Annotated in this window: 16 protein-coding genes; 5 read left to right on the top strand and 11 right to left on the bottom strand. The window is 64.5% G+C overall.

Annotated features, from left to right (window positions below; all coding sequences use genetic code 11):
• Nucleotides 1–212: 212 nt before the first annotated feature.
• Both M3I54_RS27260 and M3I54_RS27255 read left to right on the top strand, forming a co-directional pair.
• The gene (locus M3I54_RS27260) at nt 213–1,454 is read left to right on the top strand and encodes an MFS transporter (RefSeq protein WP_254341772.1); all 1,242 of its coding nucleotides are present in this window, start codon (nt 213–215) and stop codon (nt 1,452–1,454) included.
• A 208-nt stretch (nt 1,455–1,662) separates the two neighbouring features.
• On the top strand, nt 1,663–3,948 hold the full coding sequence (locus M3I54_RS27255) for an NADP-dependent malic enzyme (RefSeq protein WP_254341770.1): 2,286 nt from the start codon (nt 1,663–1,665) through the stop codon (nt 3,946–3,948).
• 84 nt (nt 3,949–4,032) lie between these two features.
• Here M3I54_RS27255 and M3I54_RS27250 read toward each other — a convergent pair whose 3' ends face one another.
• Complete coding sequence (locus M3I54_RS27250) at nt 4,033–7,629, bottom strand: indolepyruvate ferredoxin oxidoreductase family protein (protein WP_254341768.1); 3,597 nt, start codon at nt 7,627–7,629, stop codon at nt 4,033–4,035.
• 417 nt (nt 7,630–8,046) lie between these two features.
• Here M3I54_RS27250 and M3I54_RS27245 point away from each other — a divergent pair, with 417 nt between their 5' ends.
• The gene (locus M3I54_RS27245) at nt 8,047–8,235 is read left to right on the top strand and encodes a hypothetical protein (protein WP_028203437.1); all 189 of its coding nucleotides are present in this window, start codon (nt 8,047–8,049) and stop codon (nt 8,233–8,235) included.
• Between the two features lie 145 nt (nt 8,236–8,380).
• On the opposite strand, the gene hppD is transcribed toward M3I54_RS27245, so the two are convergent.
• Complete coding sequence (gene hppD / locus M3I54_RS27240; RefSeq protein ID WP_254341767.1) at nt 8,381–9,478, bottom strand: 4-hydroxyphenylpyruvate dioxygenase; 1,098 nt, start codon at nt 9,476–9,478, stop codon at nt 8,381–8,383.
• Between the two features lie 140 nt (nt 9,479–9,618).
• Here hppD and M3I54_RS27235 point away from each other — a divergent pair, with 140 nt between their 5' ends.
• Entirely contained in the window at nt 9,619–10,113 is a 495-nt protein-coding gene (locus M3I54_RS27235; protein WP_028203439.1) for an Lrp/AsnC family transcriptional regulator, read from the top strand.
• A gap of 83 nt (nt 10,114–10,196) precedes the next feature.
• Here the strand turns inward: M3I54_RS27235 and M3I54_RS27230 are convergent, their stop codons facing one another.
• The 8 genes from M3I54_RS27230 to paaA form a co-directional block, all read right to left on the bottom strand.
• Entirely contained in the window at nt 10,197–10,862 is a 666-nt protein-coding gene (locus M3I54_RS27230; protein WP_254341765.1) for a GNAT family N-acetyltransferase, read from the bottom strand.
• A 240-nt stretch (nt 10,863–11,102) separates the two neighbouring features.
• Nucleotides 11,103–11,705 (bottom strand): TetR/AcrR family transcriptional regulator, encoded by a 603-nt coding sequence (locus tag M3I54_RS27225; protein WP_254341763.1) that lies wholly within the window; start codon nt 11,703–11,705, stop codon nt 11,103–11,105.
• Nucleotides 11,706–11,711: 6 nt separating this feature from the next.
• Complete coding sequence (locus tag M3I54_RS27220) at nt 11,712–12,536, bottom strand: DUF1835 domain-containing protein (protein ID WP_254341761.1); 825 nt, start codon at nt 12,534–12,536, stop codon at nt 11,712–11,714.
• A 164-nt stretch (nt 12,537–12,700) separates the two neighbouring features.
• Nucleotides 12,701–13,789 carry a 1,2-phenylacetyl-CoA epoxidase subunit PaaE gene (gene paaE / locus M3I54_RS27215; protein ID WP_254341759.1) on the bottom strand — a complete coding sequence of 363 codons (1,089 nt, stop codon included), beginning with the start codon at nt 13,787–13,789 and terminating at the stop codon, nt 12,701–12,703.
• A 1-nt stretch (nt 13,790) separates the two neighbouring features.
• Complete coding sequence (paaD, locus tag M3I54_RS27210; protein ID WP_254341751.1) at nt 13,791–14,324, bottom strand: 1,2-phenylacetyl-CoA epoxidase subunit PaaD; 534 nt, start codon at nt 14,322–14,324, stop codon at nt 13,791–13,793.
• Between the two features lie 30 nt (nt 14,325–14,354).
• Nucleotides 14,355–15,161, bottom strand: coding sequence for a 1,2-phenylacetyl-CoA epoxidase subunit PaaC (gene paaC / locus M3I54_RS27205; protein WP_254341741.1), 807 nt, complete (start codon nt 15,159–15,161; stop codon nt 14,355–14,357).
• Nucleotides 15,162–15,170: 9 nt separating this feature from the next.
• On the bottom strand, nt 15,171–15,455 hold the full coding sequence (paaB, locus tag M3I54_RS27200; RefSeq protein WP_028203445.1) for a 1,2-phenylacetyl-CoA epoxidase subunit PaaB: 285 nt from the start codon (nt 15,453–15,455) through the stop codon (nt 15,171–15,173).
• A 40-nt stretch (nt 15,456–15,495) separates the two neighbouring features.
• A complete protein-coding gene (gene paaA, locus M3I54_RS27195) occupies nt 15,496–16,494 on the bottom strand; it encodes a 1,2-phenylacetyl-CoA epoxidase subunit PaaA (RefSeq protein WP_254341732.1) in 999 nt (332 codons plus the stop codon).
• Nucleotides 16,495–16,747: 253 nt separating this feature from the next.
• Between paaA and M3I54_RS27190 the strand changes: the two genes are divergently transcribed.
• Complete coding sequence (locus tag M3I54_RS27190; RefSeq protein ID WP_254341730.1) at nt 16,748–18,007, top strand: SGNH/GDSL hydrolase family protein; 1,260 nt, start codon at nt 16,748–16,750, stop codon at nt 18,005–18,007.
• Between the two features lie 181 nt (nt 18,008–18,188).
• On the opposite strand, the gene M3I54_RS27185 is transcribed toward M3I54_RS27190, so the two are convergent.
• Nucleotides 18,189–18,383: hypothetical protein (locus tag M3I54_RS27185; RefSeq protein WP_254341722.1), on the bottom strand; the 195-nt coding region annotated here is incomplete at its 5' end.

The following is an 18,383-nucleotide window of genomic DNA, read 5'->3' as shown; positions in this document are numbered from 1 at the left end:
ACGGCTTCTCTTGCGCGCGTAGGCCGGTATTTTACCCGACTTGACGACTGCCGACGAGTCGCACGGGCAACCGCCGACAGGGATGGGGGGTGCGAACGCCAGCGGCGCTGCGGTTCGCGCGGTTTGTATCGCGGTTGTGACGGCCCAGCCACGCCTTTACACTCACGCCGGTTTGCGCTCCCCGTGCGCGCACGTTTCCCAGGATTGCCCACATGACCGCCGTTTCTACCAACCCAGCCGCCGCCACGCGCGGCCACGCCCTGCGTGCGCTCGTCGCCTCGGTGCTCGGCTACGCCATGGACGGCTTCGATCTGCTGATGCTCGGCTTCATGCTGCCCGCGATCAGCGCCGACTTGCATCTCTCCGGCGCGCAGGCGGGCGCGCTCGTCACATGGACGCTCGTCGGCGCGGTGGTGGGCGGTATCGTGTTCGGCCTTTTGAGCGACCGTTACGGTCGCGTGCGCGTGCTCACGTGGACCATTCTGCTGTTCGCCGTCTTCACCGGCATGTGCGCGCTTGCGCGGGGCTACGGCGACTTGCTCGTCTACCGCACGATCGCGGGCATCGGGTTGGGCGGCGAGTTCGGCATCGGCATGGCGCTCGTTGCCGAGGCGTGGCCTGCGCAACTGCGCGCGCGGGCGTCGTCGTATGTCGGACTCGGCTGGCAACTGGGCGTGCTGGCCGCGGCGCTGCTCACGCCGCTGCTGCTCCCGCTGATCGGCTGGCGCGGCATGTTCGCCATCGGGCTGCTGCCGGCGGTCGTTTCGTTCGTGGTGCGGCGGCGCGTGGAGGAGCCCGAGCTTTTCGTCGCGCATGCGCAGCGCATGGCCACTGCCGCCAGGGCCGAGCGCCCGCGCGCCCTGCGCATGCTCGTGGCCGATGCGCGCACCGCGCGCGCGAGCATCGGCGTGGCCGTGCTGTGCTCGGTGCAGAACTTCGGCTACTACGGGCTGATGATCTGGTTGCCCGCGTACCTTTCGAAGTCCTTCGGCTATTCGCTCACGAAGTCGGGGCTGTGGACCGCCGCGACGGTTGCCGGCATGGCGCTCGGCATCTGGCTTTTCGGCATCGCGGCCGACCGGTTCGGCCGCCGGCCCGCGTTCCTGTTCTATCAGGCGGGCGCCGTGGTCATGGTGTTCGTCTACGCGCAGCTTTCCACGCCGTTCGCGCTGTTGATCGGCGGCGCGGCAATGGGCGTGTTCGTCAACGGCATGATCGGCGGCTACGGCGCGCTCATCTCCGAGCTGTATCCCACCGCGGCACGCGCTACTGCGCAGAACGTGCTGTTCAACATCGGCCGCGCCGTGGGCGGCTTCGGGCCGCTCGCCGTAGGCGCGCTGGCCGCGCGCTATTCCTTCACGGCGGCGCTCGGCATGCTCGCCGCCATCTACGTGCTCGACATTCTCGCGACCCTCTTCCTGATTCCCGAACGCTGCGGCGCAGCGCTCGAATGAGCAACATGCATCGGTAAGACGAAAGCGCCGCCGCACTATCTATCGGCCACGGGAATTCCCGGTATCAGTCTTTGACCCACGTGGACGCGAACGGCGCCAGGTGTACACTAATCGGCCCTGCTGGAACGCTCGTGCCGCGCGAACCGGCGGGCCTACGACCATAAAAGATTCTCTCTCTCACGTCTCTCACGTCCAGGCAGGCCTGAAAATGGATGAACAACTGAAGCAAAGCGCGCTTGCGTATCACCAGAATCCGAAGCCCGGCAAGATCTCGGTCACGCCGACCAAACCGCTCTCGAATCAGCTCGATCTTTCGCTCGCGTACTCGCCCGGCGTTGCGGCTGCTTGCGAGGCTATCCACGCCGACCCGCTCGACGCACAGAAATACACCTCGCGCGCGAACCTCGTCGGCGTCGTGACGAACGGCACGGCCGTGCTCGGCCTCGGCAACATCGGCCCGCTCGCGGCGAAGCCGGTGATGGAAGGCAAGGGCTGCCTCTTCAAGAAGTTCGCTGGCATCGACGTGTTCGACATCGAACTCGACGAGCTGGACCCGGACAAGCTGGTCGACGCCATCGCCATGCTCGAGCCGACGCTAGGCGGCATCAATCTCGAAGACATCAAGGCGCCCGAGTGCTTCTACATCGAGCAGAAGCTGCGTGAGCGCATGAAGATTCCGGTCTTCCACGACGACCAGCACGGCACGGCCATCATCGCGTCGGCGGCAATCCTCAACGGCCTGAAGGTCGTGGGCAAGGAACTCGGCAGCGTGAAGCTCGTCTGCTCGGGCGCGGGCGCGGCGGCGATTGCGTGTCTGGACCTGCTCGTGAAGCTCGGTCTGAAGAAAGAGAACGTCCTCGTCACCGACTCGAAGGGCGTGATCTACGAAGGTCGTGGCAGTCTCGATCCGTCGAAGGCGCGTTACGCCGCCAACACCGAAGCGCGCACGCTCGGCGACGCGATCAAGGCAGCCGATGTGTTCCTCGGCTGCTCGAGCGCAGGTGTGCTCAAGCCCGAGATGGTCAAGGAGATGGACGACAAGCCGCTGATCCTCGCGCTCGCGAACCCGGAGCCGGAAATCCGCCCGGAAGAAGCGAAGAAGGTGCGCCCGGACGCGATCATCGCCACAGGCCGTTCGGACTATCCGAACCAGGTCAACAACGTGTTGTGCTTCCCGTTCATCTTCCGCGGCGCCCTGGACGTTGGCGCGACGACCATCACGGAGGAGATGAAGCTCGCGTGCGTGCGTGCGATCGCGGAACTGGCCGAGGAAACCGATCAGGGCGACGAAGTGGCGAAGGCCTATGAAGGCCACACGCTCGAGTTCGGCCCGGAGTACCTGATTCCGAAGCCGTTCGACCCGCGCCTGATCATCAAGATCGCGCCGGCCGTGGCGCAAGCCGCGATGGATTCGGGCGTGGCGACGCGCCCGATCCAGGACATGGAAGCCTACCGCGAGCAGCTTGGCGCGACGGTCTACCGCTCGGGCATGGTGATGCGTCCCGTGTTCGCGGCGGCGAAGGCCAACTGCGCGCGCATCGTGTTCGCCGAAGGCGAAGACGAGCGCGTGCTGCGCGCCGCGCAGTTCGTGCTGAACGAGAAGATCGCCAGGCCGATCATCGTGGGCCGTCCGTCGGTCGTGGAAATGCGCCTGAAGAAGATGGGCTCGAAGCTGCGTCCGGGCACCGACTTCGAGATCGTCGATCCCGAAGACGATCCGCGCTTCCAGAAGAGCTGGCAGGCGTACCACGAACTCGGCGCGCGTCAAGGCATCACGCCTGACGTTGCGAAGGCTTCGGTGCGCAAGTTCAACACGCTGATCGGCGCGATTCTCGTGCATCTCGGCGACGCCGACGGCATGATCTGCGGTCTACTGAACAGCTTCGACTACCACCTCAAGTTCATCGATCAGGTGTTCGGCAAGGCGAAGGCAGCCGAGAACTACGCGGCGATGAACCTGCTGATGCTGCCTGGCCGCAACATCTTCATCAGCGACACTTACGTGAACGAAGTGCCGAGCGCCGAGCAGCTCGCCGACATGACGATCCTCGCCTCGCGCGAAATCGAGAAGTTCGGCATCACGCCGAAGGTCGCGCTGCTTTCTTCGTCGAACTTCGGCAGCGTGCGTTCGTCGACGTCGCAGCGCATGCAGGCCGCGCGTGAGCTGATCGCCGCGCGCGATCCGCAGCTCGAAGTGGACGGCGAAATGCACGGCGATGCGGCGCTCTCCGAGCTGATCCGCAAGCAGTCGTTCCCGGGCACGACGCTCACGGGCGAAGCGAACCTGCTGATCATGCCGAACGTGGAAGCGGCCAACATCGCGTACAACCTGCTGAAGGTGATTGGCGGCGAAGGCGTGACGGTCGGCCCGTTCCTGCTGGGCGCGTCGAAGCCGGTGCACATCCTCACGCCGGCGGCGACGGTTCGACGCATCATCAACATGACGGCGGTGGCTTCGGCTAACGCGAACGTGGCGAAGGCAGCGGCAAAGTAAGCGCGCTTTCGATGATCGCCTGATGTGAAAAGGGCGCTCCGTGTTCCACGGAGCGCCCTTTGTTTTTACCGCCTCAAGCGAGCGTCAAGCCGCGTGCCGCGCCGCTCCGTTTTCCGGCGAGCGCCACTTCGCGAGCAGCGTGGCCCACTTCGCGCGCGTGGCCTTGAGGTTGTTCTCCTTGATGTGGCCGTAACCGCGGATCGCGTCGGGCAGATTCGCGAGTTCCACCGCGAGCGACAGATTCGCCTCGCTCAAACCGCCGATCACTTCGCGCATCAGCGTTTCGTACTCGCCGATCAATGCGCGTTCGTGACGGCGCTCCTCGGTGCGGCCGAACGGGTCGAGCGCCGTGCCGCGCAGGAACCTGAACTTCGCGAGCATGCGCATGGCCGTGAACATGCGCGGGCCATACTGCTTCTTCACGAGCTGGCCTTTGTCATCATGCTTCGCGAACGAGGGCGGCGCGAGATGGAAGTTCACCTTCCAGTCGCCTTCGAAGCTCGCCTTGAGCTTTTCGATGAACGCCGGGTCCGCGTAGAGGCGCGCGACTTCGTACTCGTCCTTGTACGCCATCAGCTTATGCAGGTTCTTCGCCACGGCTTCGGTGAGCGCAGACTGGCCGTCTACGTGCTCGAGCTTCGCCTCGGCCTGTCGCACGCTTTCGACGAACGCGCGATAGCGCCGCGCGTATGCCTCGTTCTGATACGCGGCGAGATACTGCGCGCGCTTTTCTATGAGGGTGTCGAGCGCCTTGGGCGTGTGCAGCGTGACGATCTTCGCGCCGGCAGCGTCGGCGTTCTGCTCGGGCATCGGCTTTTTCACGAGCTGATCCACGGCGGCGCGATCATGCGCCACGCGGCGGCCCCATTCGAACGCCGCGAGATTCTTCTCGACCTGCACCGCGTTCAACTCGATCGCGCGCACGAGCGACTCGTGCGTGAGCGGCAGCCAGCCCTTTTGCCATGCGTAACCGAGCACGAACGGGTTCGTGTAGATCGCGTCGCCGAGCAGCGCAAGCGCGTAGCGGTTTGCATCGACGGTGGCGACGTTGTCCGTGCCCGCTGCGGCGCGCACGTCAGCTTCGGTGCTGGAGCCCGGGAACTGCCACTGCGGATTCTTGATGAACTCGGCGGTCGGCGTGGGCGCGCTGTTGAGCACCACGTGCGTCATGCCTTCCTGCATACGCGAGACGCAGTCGTCGCCGGCCGTCACGATGGCGTCGCAGCCGATCACGAGGTTCGCCTCGCCCATGGCGATGCGCGTGGCGTGGATGTCGTCGGGGCGGTTGGCGATCTGCACGTGGCTCATCACCGCGCCGCCCTTTTGCGCGAGGCCGGTCACGTCGAGCACGGTCACGCCCTTGGCTTCGAGGTGCGCGGCCATGCCGAGCAGCGCGCCGATCGTCACCACGCCGGTGCCGCCCACGCCTGTCACGAGCACACCGTACGGGCGGTCGATGGCGGGCACGTCGGGCGTCGGGACACCCGCCATCGCTTCGTTCGCGACGCTGCTCGCCTTCGGCTTGCGTAGCTGGCCGCCTTCCACCGTCACGAAGCTCGGGCAGAAGCCCTTCAGGCACGAGAAGTCCTTGTTGCAGGTGGACTGGTTGATCTGGCGCTTCGTGCCATATTCCGTATCGAGCGGCTCGACGCTCAGGCAATTCGACTGCACCGAGCAATCGCCGCAGCCTTCGCACACGGCCTCGTTGATGACCACGCGCTTTGCCGGGTCCGGATACGTGCCGCGCTTGCGGCGGCGGCGCTTTTCGGTGGCGCAGGTCTGGTCGTAGATCAGGATCGTCGTGCCGGGAATCTCGCGCAGTTCGCGCTGGATCGCATCGAGCTGATCGCGGTGGTGGATCGTCACGCCCGGCGCGAGTGATGTCACGCCCTCGTACTTCTCGGGTTCGTCGGTGACGATCGCGATCTTCGCCGCACCTTCGGCGGCGACTTGATGCGTGATCTGCGGCACGGTGAGCGTGCCGTCGACAGGCTGGCCGCCCGTCATCGCGACCGCATCGTTATAGAGAATCTTGTAGGTGATGTTGGCCTTCGAGGCGATCGCCGCACGGATGGCGAGCAGGCCAGAATGGAAATAGGTGCCGTCGCCGAGGTTGGCGAACACATGCTTGTCGTTCGTGAACGGCGCCTGGCCGACCCACGCCACGCCTTCGCCGCCCATCTGGCTGAAGGTGCTCGTATTGCGGTCCATCCATACGGTCATGTAGTGGCAGCCGATGCCGGCCATCGCGCGCGAGCCCTCGGGCACGTTCGTCGACGTGTTGTGCGGGCAGCCCGAGCAGAACCACGGCTTGCGCTCCGCCTGAACGCGAGGCTTCGCGAGCGCCTTTTCCTTGGCCTCGATCACGCTCATGCGCGCGGCGATACGCGCGCGCACGTCCGAGGGCAATTCGAACTTGTCGAGCCGCGTGGCGATGGCCCTGGCGATGATCGCCGGCGAAAGCTCGTAGTGTGCGGGCAGGAGCCAGTTGCCCATCGGCACCGACCATTCGCCGCCCGCGCCGTCCTTTTCGTCGAACTTGCCGTACACGCGGGGACGCTGTGCGTCGGGCCAGTTATACAGCTCTTCCTTGATCGCGTATTCGAGAATCTGACGCTTTTCCTCGACCACGAGAATCTCTTCGAGGCCGCGCGCGAAGGCGTGCGCGCCCTGCGCTTCGAGCGGCCACACGCAGCCGACCTTATAGAGCCGGATACCGATGCGCGAGCAGGTCTCGTCGTCGAGGCCGAGGTCGGTGAGTGCCTGGCGCACATCCAGATACGCCTTGCCCCCCGTGATGATGCCAAAGCGCGCATGCGGCGAATCGATCTCGATGCGGTCGAGCTTGTTGGCGCGCACGTAGGCGAGCCCCGCGTACCACTTGTAGTCGAGCAGCCGCGCTTCCTGCACGAGCGGCGGATCGGGCCAGCGGATGTTCAGGCCGCCCTCGGGCATTGCGAAGTCTTCGGGGAGGATGATGTTCGTGCGATGCGGGTCGATCTCGACCGAAGCCGACGATTCCACCACGTCGGTCACGCATTTCATCGCGACCCAGAGGCCCGAGTAACGGCTCATCGCCCAGCCATGCAGGCCGAAGTCCAGATACTCCTGCACGTTCGAGGGGAACAGCACGGGCAGGCCGCAGGCCTTGAAGATGTGCTCCGACTGGTGCGCGAGCGTGGACGACTTGGCTGCATGGTCGTCGCCTGCAAGCACGAGCACGCCGCCGTGCGGCGACGAGCCGGCGGAATTACCGTGCTTGAACACGTCGCTGCTGCGGTCGACGCCCGGGCCCTTGCCGTACCACATCGAAAATACGCCGTCGTATTTCGCGGACGGGTACAGGTTCACCTGCTGCGAGCCCCAAACGGCGGTCGCGGCGAGGTCTTCATTCACACCTGGCTGAAAAACGATCTGATGCGCGGCGAGATGCTGCTTCGCCTTCCAAAGGGACTGATCGAGGCCGCCGAGCGGAGAGCCACGATAGCCTGAGATGAACCCCGCGGTATTGAGACCGGCGGCCTTGTCGCGTTCCTGTTGCAGCATCGGCAGGCGGACCAGCGCCTGGATGCCGCTCATGTACGCGCGGCCGCGTTCGAGGGTGTATTTATCGTCGAGCGTGACGGAAGCGAGTGCGGTTTCGAGCGAAGCGCGCTGACCTGCGTCTAGCGGGGCATTCATTATGTGTCTTCCTCCATCCAACCAATCCGTTGTGGGATCGCCAGAACTTCAGGGCCTCGGCATCTTGTGAATGCGTTGGCCGGGTCGCCATATTGGCTTCTTTCTTTCGATAGTAGCACTCGGATAAACCCGCCGCTTCGAGGCTCGGAGCGCCGCGCCGCATTGCGCGGCATGATTTGGGCCTGCCACGAGACCCTGCGTCGGCATGCCGCGCAAGCGGCCTGAAACCCCTGTGTAATAACGGATGTATCGAATTCCTCAGAGGAGTAACAACGTGTAAAACCTGCACTGCCTGGGAACCGGTCTTGAATATCCTGTCTAACTCCCTCACCTGTGCGAACCGCGCAGCGTCCCTCGCAGTTAACGCTTATTAAAGGGGCACTACTGCAACAGGCAGTCTGAAAAAAGGAGTTCAGCATGAATAATCGACATATCCAGACCTTCCTGACGGTCTCGGCCGCGTTCTTTGCCATGAGCGCGCCGCTGCATTCGAACGCCAGCACGAAGAGCGGCGAGAATGCGACGACTCGATGCGCCCAGTACACGCTGAGCATGAAGGCCGATACGAACGCCATGCCGGCCGCGAAGGCCGAACGCAAATCCTGATGCCGCGTTGATCCGCGCAGCATTCCATTCACCCGAATTCTGCGCCGGGGTGTGCGGCGGCGGATTCTAAAATCAAAAAGGGCGAAGATCACGCGATCTTCGCCCTTTTTGTTTGGCTTTGGCTGAAATTATCGGCGTGAGTGCGTCATGCCTTGTCCTGCACCACGCCGCGCCGGATCTGGTCGAGCTCGATCGACTCGAACAGCGCCTTGAAGTTGCCCTCGCCGAAGCCCTGGTTGCCCTTGCGCTGAATGATCTCGAAGAAGATCGGCCCGATCTGGTTCTCCGTGAAGATCTGCAGCAGCAGGTCTTCGGGCATGCCGTCGATCAGGATCTTGCGCTTCTTCAGCTCTTCCAGCGGCTCGGTGTGGCCCGGAACGCGGCGGTTCACGAGCTCGTAATACGTGTCGACCGTGTCGAGCAGCGCGATCTCCTTGGCGCGCAGGCCATCCACGGTGCGATAGATGTCGTTCGTCCCGAGCGCGATGTGCTGAATACCTTCGCCGTGATAGGCGTCGAGGTATTCCTGGATCTGGCCTGCCGTCTCGCCGCCTTCCTCGTTGATCGGGATGCGGATCTTGCCGCAGGGCGAGGTCATCGCCTTCGACTTCACGCCGGTTACCTTGCCTTCGATGTCGAAGTAGCGGATTTCGCGGAAGTTGAAGAGGCGCTCGTAAAACTCGGCCCATTCGGCCATCCGGCCGCGGTGGACGTTGTGCGTGAGGTGGTCGATATAGGTGAGGCCGTGGCCAACCGGGTTCTGCTCGGCGCCCGCAATCGGCTCGAAGTCGACGTCATAGATGCTGATGTCGCCAATGCTCCCCGGCGCCGCGCCGTTCTTGCCGCGCCAGCGGTCGACGAAATAGATCAGCGAGTCGCCAATGCCCTTGATGGCCGGAATGTTCAGCTCCATCGGGCCCGTTTTGTTGTCGAAGCCCCACGCGCCGAGTTCAAGCGCGTGCTTGTAGGCCTTGGCGGCGTCCTGCACGCGGAAGGCGATCGCGCAGATCGACGGGCCGTGCAGGCGCGCAAAGCGCTGAGCGAACGAATCGGGTTCGCCGTTGACGATGAAGTTGATGTCGCCCTGACGGTAGAGGGTCACGTCTTTATGGCGATGGCGCGCGATGGCCGTGAAGCCCATGCGTTCGAACAATTTGCCGAGCGCCTTGGGGTCCGGCGCGGTGTATTCGATGAACTCGAAGCCGTCGGTACCGACGGGGTTCTCCCAGTTGTGGACCTGCATGGTTGTCTCCTCGCTGATGTAGATCAGATTTCGTGCTGCAAAGTGTAGTCCGCAGCATTGGGAGAAAACTTGCGAGTTGGGTCGCATTGCCGTCGATCTGCGCTATAAACTGCCTTGAATAAATGTTCGGGAGGCAGAAAATGGCAAGCATCGAATTGGACGCAATCGACAGGCGCATTCTGGCGATCCTTCAGGAGAATGGCCGGCTCTCGAACCAGGAGATCGCCGAGCGCGTGAATCTCTCCCCGAGCCCGTGTTTGCGGCGCATCCGGCGGCTGGAGGAAAGCGGCGTGATTCGCAGCTACGTGGCGCTGCTCGATGCGCAGAAGCTAGGGCTCGACCTGCTGGCCTATGTGAACGTGCGGCTGGAAAAGCGTGGGCCGACAGCGGCGGGGCGCGAGGGCGTGACGCACGCCGAGCTTTTTCGTGCGGCGGTGCAGACCTGGCCGGAGGTGGTGGCCTGTCACGCGATGACGGGCGACATGGATTTCCTGCTGCGCGTGCAGGTGGAGGACATGGCGCACTTCTCGCGCTTCGTGCAGGACCAGTTGCTGCACCATCCTTCGGTGATCGACGTGAAGTCCAGCTTTTCGCTCGACACGTTCAAGGAAACGACGGCTTTGCCGATCCGCTGATCGCGCGTCTGCGTGGAGCAGGCGCAAAAAAAGCGGCCGAAGCCGCTTTTTTCAGTGCATCAGTCTGTCCCGAAGGGCAGGAGTCACGCCGCGACAGCTTGCGGCAGGATCGTTTCCATCAGCTTGCTGGCCTGGCGCGCCTGACGCTTGAGCGCGTAGTCGAACACGGCGGCCTGCTCCTGGAGCATTTCGGCGATGATGCTGCTCTGGTCGGCCGGGTCGAGCGAGAGATAGGCGTCGGCTTCGCCGTAGGCGTACTCGATCTTCATGCCCGACTTCTTCGCGATGTGCATCATCGTCGAGTTGCGCGACAGGCAGTGCATGTAAAGCGTGGTGACGTGGGTGTTGCGGCTGCGGATGGCGGCGCGCTCGAACAGCTTCGAGCCGATGCCCTGGCCGCGCGCGCTTTCCAGCACGGACACGCCGAACTCTGCGGTGCGGCCGTTGCCGTCCGCCGGCAGGTAGGCCAGATGGCCGACGCCCACGAGTTGCAGCTGGTGGTTGAACACGCCGAACACGGTGTCGCGCGTGAAGTCCATCGAGCGCACGTACTTTTCGATCACGTGGTCGGGCGCGGCCTGGCCGAAGCGCAGCAGGCGGTCATCGCTGTCGAGCGTGAGAAAGTGCGCGAGCAGGCGTTCGCGGTCTGCCGAGGTGAGCACTCGCACCATGACGGGCGCATGACCGGACGTCAGCGGACGAGCGGACGAAATGATCGGCACGTTGGCTTGGGTCGAAAGCGGGATCATGGTGGGTTCTCCTTAAAATGCATGCCGCATGATGCAGCGCAAAACGCATTCTAGCGGAAACCCTGGGTGCACTCTAGGGAAAACCCGGAGTCTAAATTTGAGTGTTGCGCCTAATTAATAAAAATATAAGCGCAAGCATTTGATTATTAACGAGTAATTTTTCGGGTCATTTGACGTGTCAACTGTTGTCTTGGTGCATCATGTCGCACCGCAGCAATCTGGCCCGAAAATTATTGCCCTTCAGGCGCCCGTCAGACCGTGATCGACCATGGCGATCACCTGCTCGGCGAAGTCGCGATAGCCCATGCGGCCACCGGGCTTGAGCCACGTAAACGTCCAGTTGATCATGCCGAACACCATCATCGTCAGCGCGGTCTGGTTTTCGCTCGTGACCTGGCTGGGATACGCGCGCGCAAGCTGGCGCGTAAAGGCGGCGACCACATCGCGCTGGCGGTTCAGGATGATCTCGCGCTGGACGTCCACGAGGTATTTGACGTCGTTCAGCAGCGCCACGTGGCGGCTGTGCGAGGTTTCGTACTCCGCGAGAAACGCGCGAATCAGCTCCGCGAAGCTCTCGCGTTCGTCGTGACCGCGCCGCTGGCTCGCGCCTTCCACCTCCGCGATGATCAGCATGAGCCGCTTGGTGTAGCGATCGAGCAGATCGAAGAGGATCGCTTCCTTGCTCTCGTAATAGTGATAGAGCCGCGCCTTCGAGGTGCCGCTGGCGGCCGCCAGGTCCGACATCGAGGTGCTCGGGTAGCTCGTCTGCGCGAATTTGGCGGCGGCTAGTTCGAGGATCTGGTCGCGTTGGGTTTCGTGGTCGGGCGCTCGGGTGCGTGCCATAGGAAATCAGCGGGGGAGGGAAAGGTGCGCGGCGGTTTGCGGAAGCGGCGGACGCGCGGCGCGCGCGGCAGCGGCGAGCGGAGCGCAGGCGGCGCACATATCGTCGCGCAGGCGCAGTTCCTCAGCCGCGCACAGCTCGCGCAGGCGCCACAGCACGACGGGCTCGCCGACCGTGAAGCCGGCGCCGCCACGGGTGAGCGCTGCGCCCAGCGCGTCGCTGGCGAGCCACGATGCGCCCGCCGGACGGTCTTCATGGGCGTCGAGCACGTCGAGGATCATGGCGTCGAGGTCGCTCCACGTGCCGCTCGTAAAGGTGTTGTCGCGCCAGCGGCGCGTCTCGCCGTTGGCGAACTTGGCTTCCTGCCACTCCAGCGCGAGACGCGTGATGCGCAGCACCGAGATCGGCGCGGCGTCGGGCAAGCGCGCCTCGATGCGGGCTGCGGCGTTCGGACCCGAAATTTCGTCGGCAGTGAGGCGCACTTCGTTCAGGCGCTGCGGGACGTCGCGCAAGCGGTAGCAGACACGCCGCAGCGCGAGTTGGTGCGCGGCGTCGTGCGTGTGCCAGATCACCACGTGGGAGTCGTCGGCTTCGAGGGCATTCAGCGCCGCGCAGTCGTCGTGTGCGAGGGCTGGTGGCGCATCGCCGAGACGCTCCCAGAAGGCGGCGCGTTGCGCCACGCCGGGGTTGCCGGCCACGTCGATGTCGCGCAACGGACCTACCGTCAGGTCGTCGCACAGGGCAATCACGCGGTCCGGACGGCCTGCCGCTTCGAGAGCCTGACGTAGCGTCGTCACGGCCGGCTCGCCGTAAATGAGGTGAATCGTGGTCATCGACAACTCGTTGCGTTCACGATGAACGCCCTGTAAGCCAGAAAGCACGCAATAACAAAAGGGGCCGCCCGCGGGTGTTGCAGCGCTGCGCTGCAACACCCGCGGGCGGCCCCTAGTGTAAGCGGATCGCCTGCAGGCCGAAAGCGTGCTGTTGCTCTAACGCCTTAACGTTCGTCGAAACTCACGACCACACGCTCGCTCACCGGATGGCACTGGCAGGTGAGCACGAAGCCGTCCTTCACCTCCTGCTCCTCGAGCGTGTAGTTCTTGTCCATCTTCACCTCGCCTTCGAGCACCTTGGCGCGGCACGTGCAGCACACGCCGCCCTTGCACGCGTAAGGCAGCGCCAGACCCGCCTTAAGGCCGACGTCGAGCAGGCTCATGCCCTCGTACGGCAGGCGCATCTTGCGCTTTTTGCCGTCGATGACGATTTCCAGGTCGGCGGCCGGCGTGTTTTCGGTGATCTCGACGTTCGGCACACCCGCCTGCGGCAGCGGCGAGCCGAAGCGCTCCACGTGGACCTTCTGCGGCGGCACGCCCGCGTCGTTGAACGCGGCCTCGGCGGCGTCCATCATCGGGCCGGGGCCGCAGATGAAGGCTTCGTCGATCTCGTCGGCGGGCAGCAGCGTCTCGAGGAACGCCGCGCACTTGGCTTGATCCAGCACGCCGTTGAAGAGCTCGACGTCCTGCAGGTCGTCCGAGAGCACGTGATAGAGGCGGAAGCGGCTCATGAAGCGGTTCTTGAGGTCTTCCAGCTCTTCAGCGAACATGATCGCGTCGACGCTGCGGTTGCCGTACACGAGCGTGAACGCGCTGCGCGGCTCCGTTTCGAGCGTCGTCTTGATGATCGCGAGCACCGGCGTGATGCCCGAGCCGCCCGAGAACGCCACGTAGTGCTTGCCGTGCTCGGCGTTCAGGTGCGTGAAGAAGCGGCCATCGGGCGTCATCACGTCGATCTCGTGGCCGGGCGCGAGTTGCTCGAACGCGAAGTTCGAAAAACGCCCGCCGCGCACGCGCTTGATGCCGATGCGCAGCTCGCCATCGCGGTCGTAGTCGGTTACGCCCACGCAGATCGAGTACGAACGGCGCGTTTCCTCACCGTCGATGTGCGACTTGAGCGTGACGAACTGCCCCTGAGTGAAGCGAAACGCCTCGCGCAGCTCGGGCGGGACTTCGAAAGCGACAGAGACCGCGTCCGCGGTTTCGGGCCGCACTTCGCGGATGCGCAGCGAATGGAATTGCGGAGTGGCCATATCAGTACGGTTTGAAGTAGTCGAAGGGTTCGCGGCAGTCGATGCAGCGGTAGAGCGCCTTGCACGCGGTCGAGCCGAACTGCGCGAGGCGTTCGGTGTGCTTCGAGCCACAGTGCGGGCAGGCGGGCGCGGGCAACGGCCTCGGTTTCGCGATAAAGGTGATCGGCTGTTCGGCCGATTGAGGTGCGGAGCCGCAGTTGCCCGTGGGCGGCGCGATGCCATAGGCGCGCAACTTCTCGCGCGCTTCGTCGGTGATCCAGTCGGTGGTCCACGCGGGCGTCAGGGTCGTCGCGATGCGGTAGGGCGCGAGCGAGGCGGCGTCGAGCGCGTGCGCGACGTCCTCCGCGATCTGCGACATCGCCGGACAGCCGGAGTAGGTGGGCGTGATGACCACTTCGATCTGGCCGTCGTCGGCGCGGCGCACGTCGCGCAGGATGCCCAGTTCGCGGATCGACACGACCGGAATCTCCGGATCGGGCACCGATTCCAGCACCTCCCAGGCGCGTTCGAGCGCGTGATCTGCCGTTGCTTGCATCGTGACTTCCTCTTTTCCTGCGGGGTGTGCTTACCAGCGCGCGTCCGGATGCTGGCGCGCGAGGCTCTGCATCTCGGCCAGCACGAAACCCATGTGCTCCGAGTGCTCACCGTGCTTGCCGGTCGTGACGTGCTTCACCTGCGCGGGCATGGCAAGCGTGGCTTCTTCGAGCGCGGCTTCCACGTCGGTGCGCCACGCCGCTTCGAACTGCGCGACGAGCGGCGCGATGCCGGCTTCGGCCACGGCGGTTTCCACGGCGTCGGTGCTGAAGAACTCACGCGTGTACGGCATCAGCCAGTCGATTGCTGCCTGGGCGCGGCGGTGCGATTCGTCGGTGCCGTCACCGAAACGGATCAGCCACTCGCGCGCATGGTGCACGTGGTAGCGCGTTTCCTTGGTCGAGCGCTCGGCGATCGCGGCCAGTTGCGGGTCGGCGGAGCGCAGCAGCGCGCTCCACAGATGCTCCATCAGCGTGGCGTAGAGGAAGTTGCGCACGATCGTCACGGCGTAGTCGTTGGCCGAATGCGTCGTGCCGGCGAGCGGGCCGAAGTGCGGCAGCTCCGCGAGCGTGTAGTTCGCGAACTCGCGTTCGGCGCGGAAGTAGGCGTAGTCGTCCTCGGTGCGGTCGCGGCCGGTGAGCGCCTTGTCGAGCGTGGCGGCGTGCGTGTAGAGCAGGCGCGCCTGACCGATCAGGTCGAGGCTCATGTTGGCGAGCGCGATGTCTTCTTCGAGGATCGGGCCGTGGCCGCACCATTCCGTATTGCGCTGACCGAGGATCAGCGCCGTATCGGCGAGGCGCAGTACGTACGCGAGGTGTTCGGGAGTGGGCGTCGTCATGTTGCGCTCTTACATGTGGTTGACTTCGTCGGGCAGCGTGTAGAACGTCGGGTGGCGATAGATCTTGTCGCCGGCCGGCTCGAAGAGCTCGGCCTTTTCGTTCGGATCCGATGCCGTGATTGCCGACGACGGCACCACCCAGATGCTCACGCCTTCCTGGCGGCGCGTGTAGACGTCGCGCGCCATGCGCAGCGCCATCGAGGCGTCGGAGGCGTGCAGGCTGCCACAGTGCTTGTGGTCGAGGCCCTGCTTGCTACGCACGAACACTTCCCAGATCGGCCATTCCTTGTTCATCGTGGATCTCCTTCCTTCCTGATTCATATGTGAGGTGTGCTCAAGCTGCGTGCTTTTCGGCGCGTTGGCGCTGCTTCTCGGCATGCGCGAGGGCGGCTTCGCGCACCCACGCGCCTTCGTTGTGCGCCTTCACGCGCGTGCCGAGACGCTCGCGGTTGCACGGGCCCTCGCCGTTCACGACGCGCCAGAATTCTTCCCAGTCGATCGTGCCGTAGTCGTAGTGGCCGCGCGCTTCGTTCCATTTCAGATCCGCGTCGGGGAGCGTGACGCCCAGCACCTTCGCCTGCTCGACCGTGGCATCGACGAACTTCTGGCGCAGATCGTCGTTCGAGATGCGCTTGATCCCCCATTTGGCCGACTGGCTGCTATGGACCGAGTCTGCGTCGCTCGGGCCGAACATCATCAGCACCGGCCACCACCAGCGGTTCACGGCTTGTTGAACGAGTTCGCGCTGCGCTTCGGTGCCGCTCATCATGGCGAGCAGGGCGTCGAAGCCCTGGCGCTGGTGGAACGACTCTTCCTTGCAGATGCGGATCATGGCGCGCGCGTACGGGCCGTACGTGCAGCGGCACAGCGGAATCTGGTTCATGATCGCCGCACCATCCACGAGCCAGCCGATCACGCCGACGTCGGCCCACGTGGGCGTCGGGTAATTGAAGATGCTCGAATACTTGGCCTTGCCGGCGTGCAGCGCGTCGACGAGCTGGTCGCGCGAAACGCCGAGCGTTTCCGCCGCGCTATAGAGATAGAGGCCGTGGCCCGCTTCGTCCTGCACCTTGGCGAGCAGGATCGCCTTGCGCTTGAGGCTCGGCGCGCGCGAGATCCAGTTGCCTTCCGGCAGCATGCCGACGACTTCCGAGTGCGCGTGCTGCGAGATCTGGCGCACGAGCGTCTTGCGATAGGCTTCGGGCATCCAGTCCTGCGGCTCGATCTTGCCGTCGGCAGCCATGATGGCGTCGAACTGCGCCTGCTCCGGCGAGGCTGCGTCCGCGTCGAGCGGAGCAACGTTGCCGGGGATGTCGAGGGATTGCGTGTACATGAAGACGCTCTCGTCGAAGTTGGGTATGTCGCGCAGTATAAACCAACCGACCGGTCGGTAAATGAATTTTTTGAGGTAGAGCAAAGAAATTCGGGCCTACAGCTGAGTTTTAGTGGGCGGCAGCGGGAATGCCTGGGATTTGTGCACGTGGGCGGCCTGTGCGTGGGTTTGTGCGCTGGACTGTCAGGCGGATGGAAGGTTGCGCACCGGGCCATGGGGCACAATGCCCCTTTGCCTGCGCACTCGTTCACGGATGAAGATTTCTTTTGCTCCCCTCGCGGCTGCGGCCGCAGTGTTCATTTCACTTGGCGCCGCGTCTCCGGCGTTCGCGGACCAAGCCTCGGGCCCCTGGGTCACGAGCTGGGCGACGGCGCTGCAGTCGATTCCCGAGCGCGACGCGCTGCCGGCGCTGTACCGCGCGCCCGATGTCGCCGGGCGTACCGTTCGGCAGATCGTGTATCCGACGCTGGGCGGCACGGTTGCGCGGGTCCATGTGAGCAACCTCTATGGGCGCACGCCGCTCGTGATCGAGGCGATGGCGATTGCTCCGTCTGCGGGCGGCGCGGCGGCGAGCGAGGCGGGTACGGCGCATGTGACGTTTGGCGGGCGGGCAGCGGTGTCGGTGCCGCCCGGCGCTGCGCTCGATAGCGACCCGGTGCAGATCGATCTAAAGGCGCACGTGCCCTACGCGATCAGTTCCTATATGGGCCCCGAGCAAAAGATGGTCGCGTGGCACCGCGTGGCGAGTCAGGTGAATTACGTCTCGCGTCCGGGCAATCACGTCGCGGATCCGTCGATTGGCGCGTTCACCGAGCGCTTTACGCAGTACGCGTGGGTAACGGGGTTGGCGGTCGAGGCTCCGGGGGCGTCGACGGTCGCGGCGATCGGCGATTCCATTACCGACGGCATGCGTTCCTCGCTCAATCAGAACCGTCGCTGGCCGGACGCGTTGGCGCGGCGCATCGCGCAGTCGCAGCGCGCGGATCTCGCCGTGATCGATCTCGGGATCAGCGGCAACCGGCTGCTGAGCGATTCGCCTTGCTACGGCGAGGCGCTCGAGCGGCGCTTTGGCCGCGACGCGCTCGGCCACCCGGGCGTGAAGACGGTGGTGCTGCTAATCGGCATCAACGACATCAACTTCCAGGCGATGCCGGCGCGATCGGGCCTCGACTGCGACTTTCCGCATACGCACGTGGACGCGAACAACCTGATCGCGGGTTATCGCCGCGTGATCGCGCAGGCGCACGGGCGCGGCGTACGCATTTTCGGCGCGACGCTCACTCCGGCTTCGCTGCCGCCGGAGCGCGAGTCGATCCGCACGGCGGTGAACCAGTGGATCCGGACGAGCGGGGCGTTCGACGGCGTGGTCGACTTCGACGCGGCGCTGCGGGACCCGGCGGATCCTGCGCGACTGCGTTACGGCTATGACAGCGGCGACCACATCCACCCAAGCGACGCGGGCTACGCGGCGATGGCGAATGCGGTGCCCCCGGAGGTCCTTACCCGGAAGTGAGGAATATTTTCGCCACCCCCTTGCGCAGCGCCGGCGGGGGCGATAAGATTCGCCCCCTTCGCAGTTCGATGTCTCTGACGTCAGGCAGCGAGGACCGCCGCGGAAACCGGCGGACGCAGGAGTCGGGAGCTTTTTTAAGCGGTGAGCGAAAAAAAGGGGTTGACGAAGCGAAAAAGATTCTTCATAATCTCGTTTCTCTGCTGCAGACGCAGCAACGCAGAAAGAAGCCGGTAGTTAAGTGGTTGTCTGAACGAAACTGCGCGGCAACTTCGCGATCGATCTTTAAAAATTTACAGCCGATAAGTGTGGGCGCTTGATGCGGTGGCGGCCTGATGATGTTCTTCGGAGCATTGTCGGGAGCAGCAAAAGTATCAAG

Source organism: Paraburkholderia sp. CNPSo 3274 (genome assembly GCF_024206475.1).
In the GTDB taxonomy this organism is placed as follows: domain Bacteria; phylum Pseudomonadota; class Gammaproteobacteria; order Burkholderiales; family Burkholderiaceae; genus Paraburkholderia.
The sequence above is the reverse complement of the archived record's forward strand: the minus strand, read 5'-3'. Positions and strand labels throughout refer to the sequence as shown.

Bases quoted from the DNA above. Each gene is read 5' to 3' on its own strand.
- M3I54_RS27260 (WP_254341772.1), top strand. From the start codon at position 213: ATGACCGCCGTTTCTACCAACCCAGCCGCCGCCACGCGCGGCCACGCC.
- M3I54_RS27255 (WP_254341770.1), top strand. From the start codon at position 1,663: ATGGATGAACAACTGAAGCAAAGCGCGCTTGCGTATCACCAGAATCCG.
- M3I54_RS27250 (WP_254341768.1), bottom strand. From the start codon at position 7,629: ATGAATGCCCCGCTAGACGCAGGTCAGCGCGCTTCGCTCGAAACCGCA.
- M3I54_RS27245 (WP_028203437.1), top strand. From the start codon at position 8,047: ATGAATAATCGACATATCCAGACCTTCCTGACGGTCTCGGCCGCGTTC.
- hppD (WP_254341767.1), bottom strand. From the start codon at position 9,478: ATGCAGGTCCACAACTGGGAGAACCCCGTCGGTACCGACGGCTTCGAG.
- M3I54_RS27235 (WP_028203439.1), top strand. From the start codon at position 9,619: ATGGCAAGCATCGAATTGGACGCAATCGACAGGCGCATTCTGGCGATC.
- M3I54_RS27230 (WP_254341765.1), bottom strand. From the start codon at position 10,862: ATGATCCCGCTTTCGACCCAAGCCAACGTGCCGATCATTTCGTCCGCT.
- M3I54_RS27225 (WP_254341763.1), bottom strand. From the start codon at position 11,705: ATGGCACGCACCCGAGCGCCCGACCACGAAACCCAACGCGACCAGATC.
- M3I54_RS27220 (WP_254341761.1), bottom strand. From the start codon at position 12,536: ATGACCACGATTCACCTCATTTACGGCGAGCCGGCCGTGACGACGCTA.
- paaE (WP_254341759.1), bottom strand. From the start codon at position 13,789: ATGGCCACTCCGCAATTCCATTCGCTGCGCATCCGCGAAGTGCGGCCC.
- paaD (WP_254341751.1), bottom strand. From the start codon at position 14,324: ATGCAAGCAACGGCAGATCACGCGCTCGAACGCGCCTGGGAGGTGCTG.
- paaC (WP_254341741.1), bottom strand. From the start codon at position 15,161: ATGACGACGCCCACTCCCGAACACCTCGCGTACGTACTGCGCCTCGCC.
- paaB (WP_028203445.1), bottom strand. From the start codon at position 15,455: ATGAACAAGGAATGGCCGATCTGGGAAGTGTTCGTGCGTAGCAAGCAG.
- paaA (WP_254341732.1), bottom strand. From the start codon at position 16,494: ATGTACACGCAATCCCTCGACATCCCCGGCAACGTTGCTCCGCTCGAC.
- M3I54_RS27190 (WP_254341730.1), top strand. From the start codon at position 16,748: ATGAAGATTTCTTTTGCTCCCCTCGCGGCTGCGGCCGCAGTGTTCATT.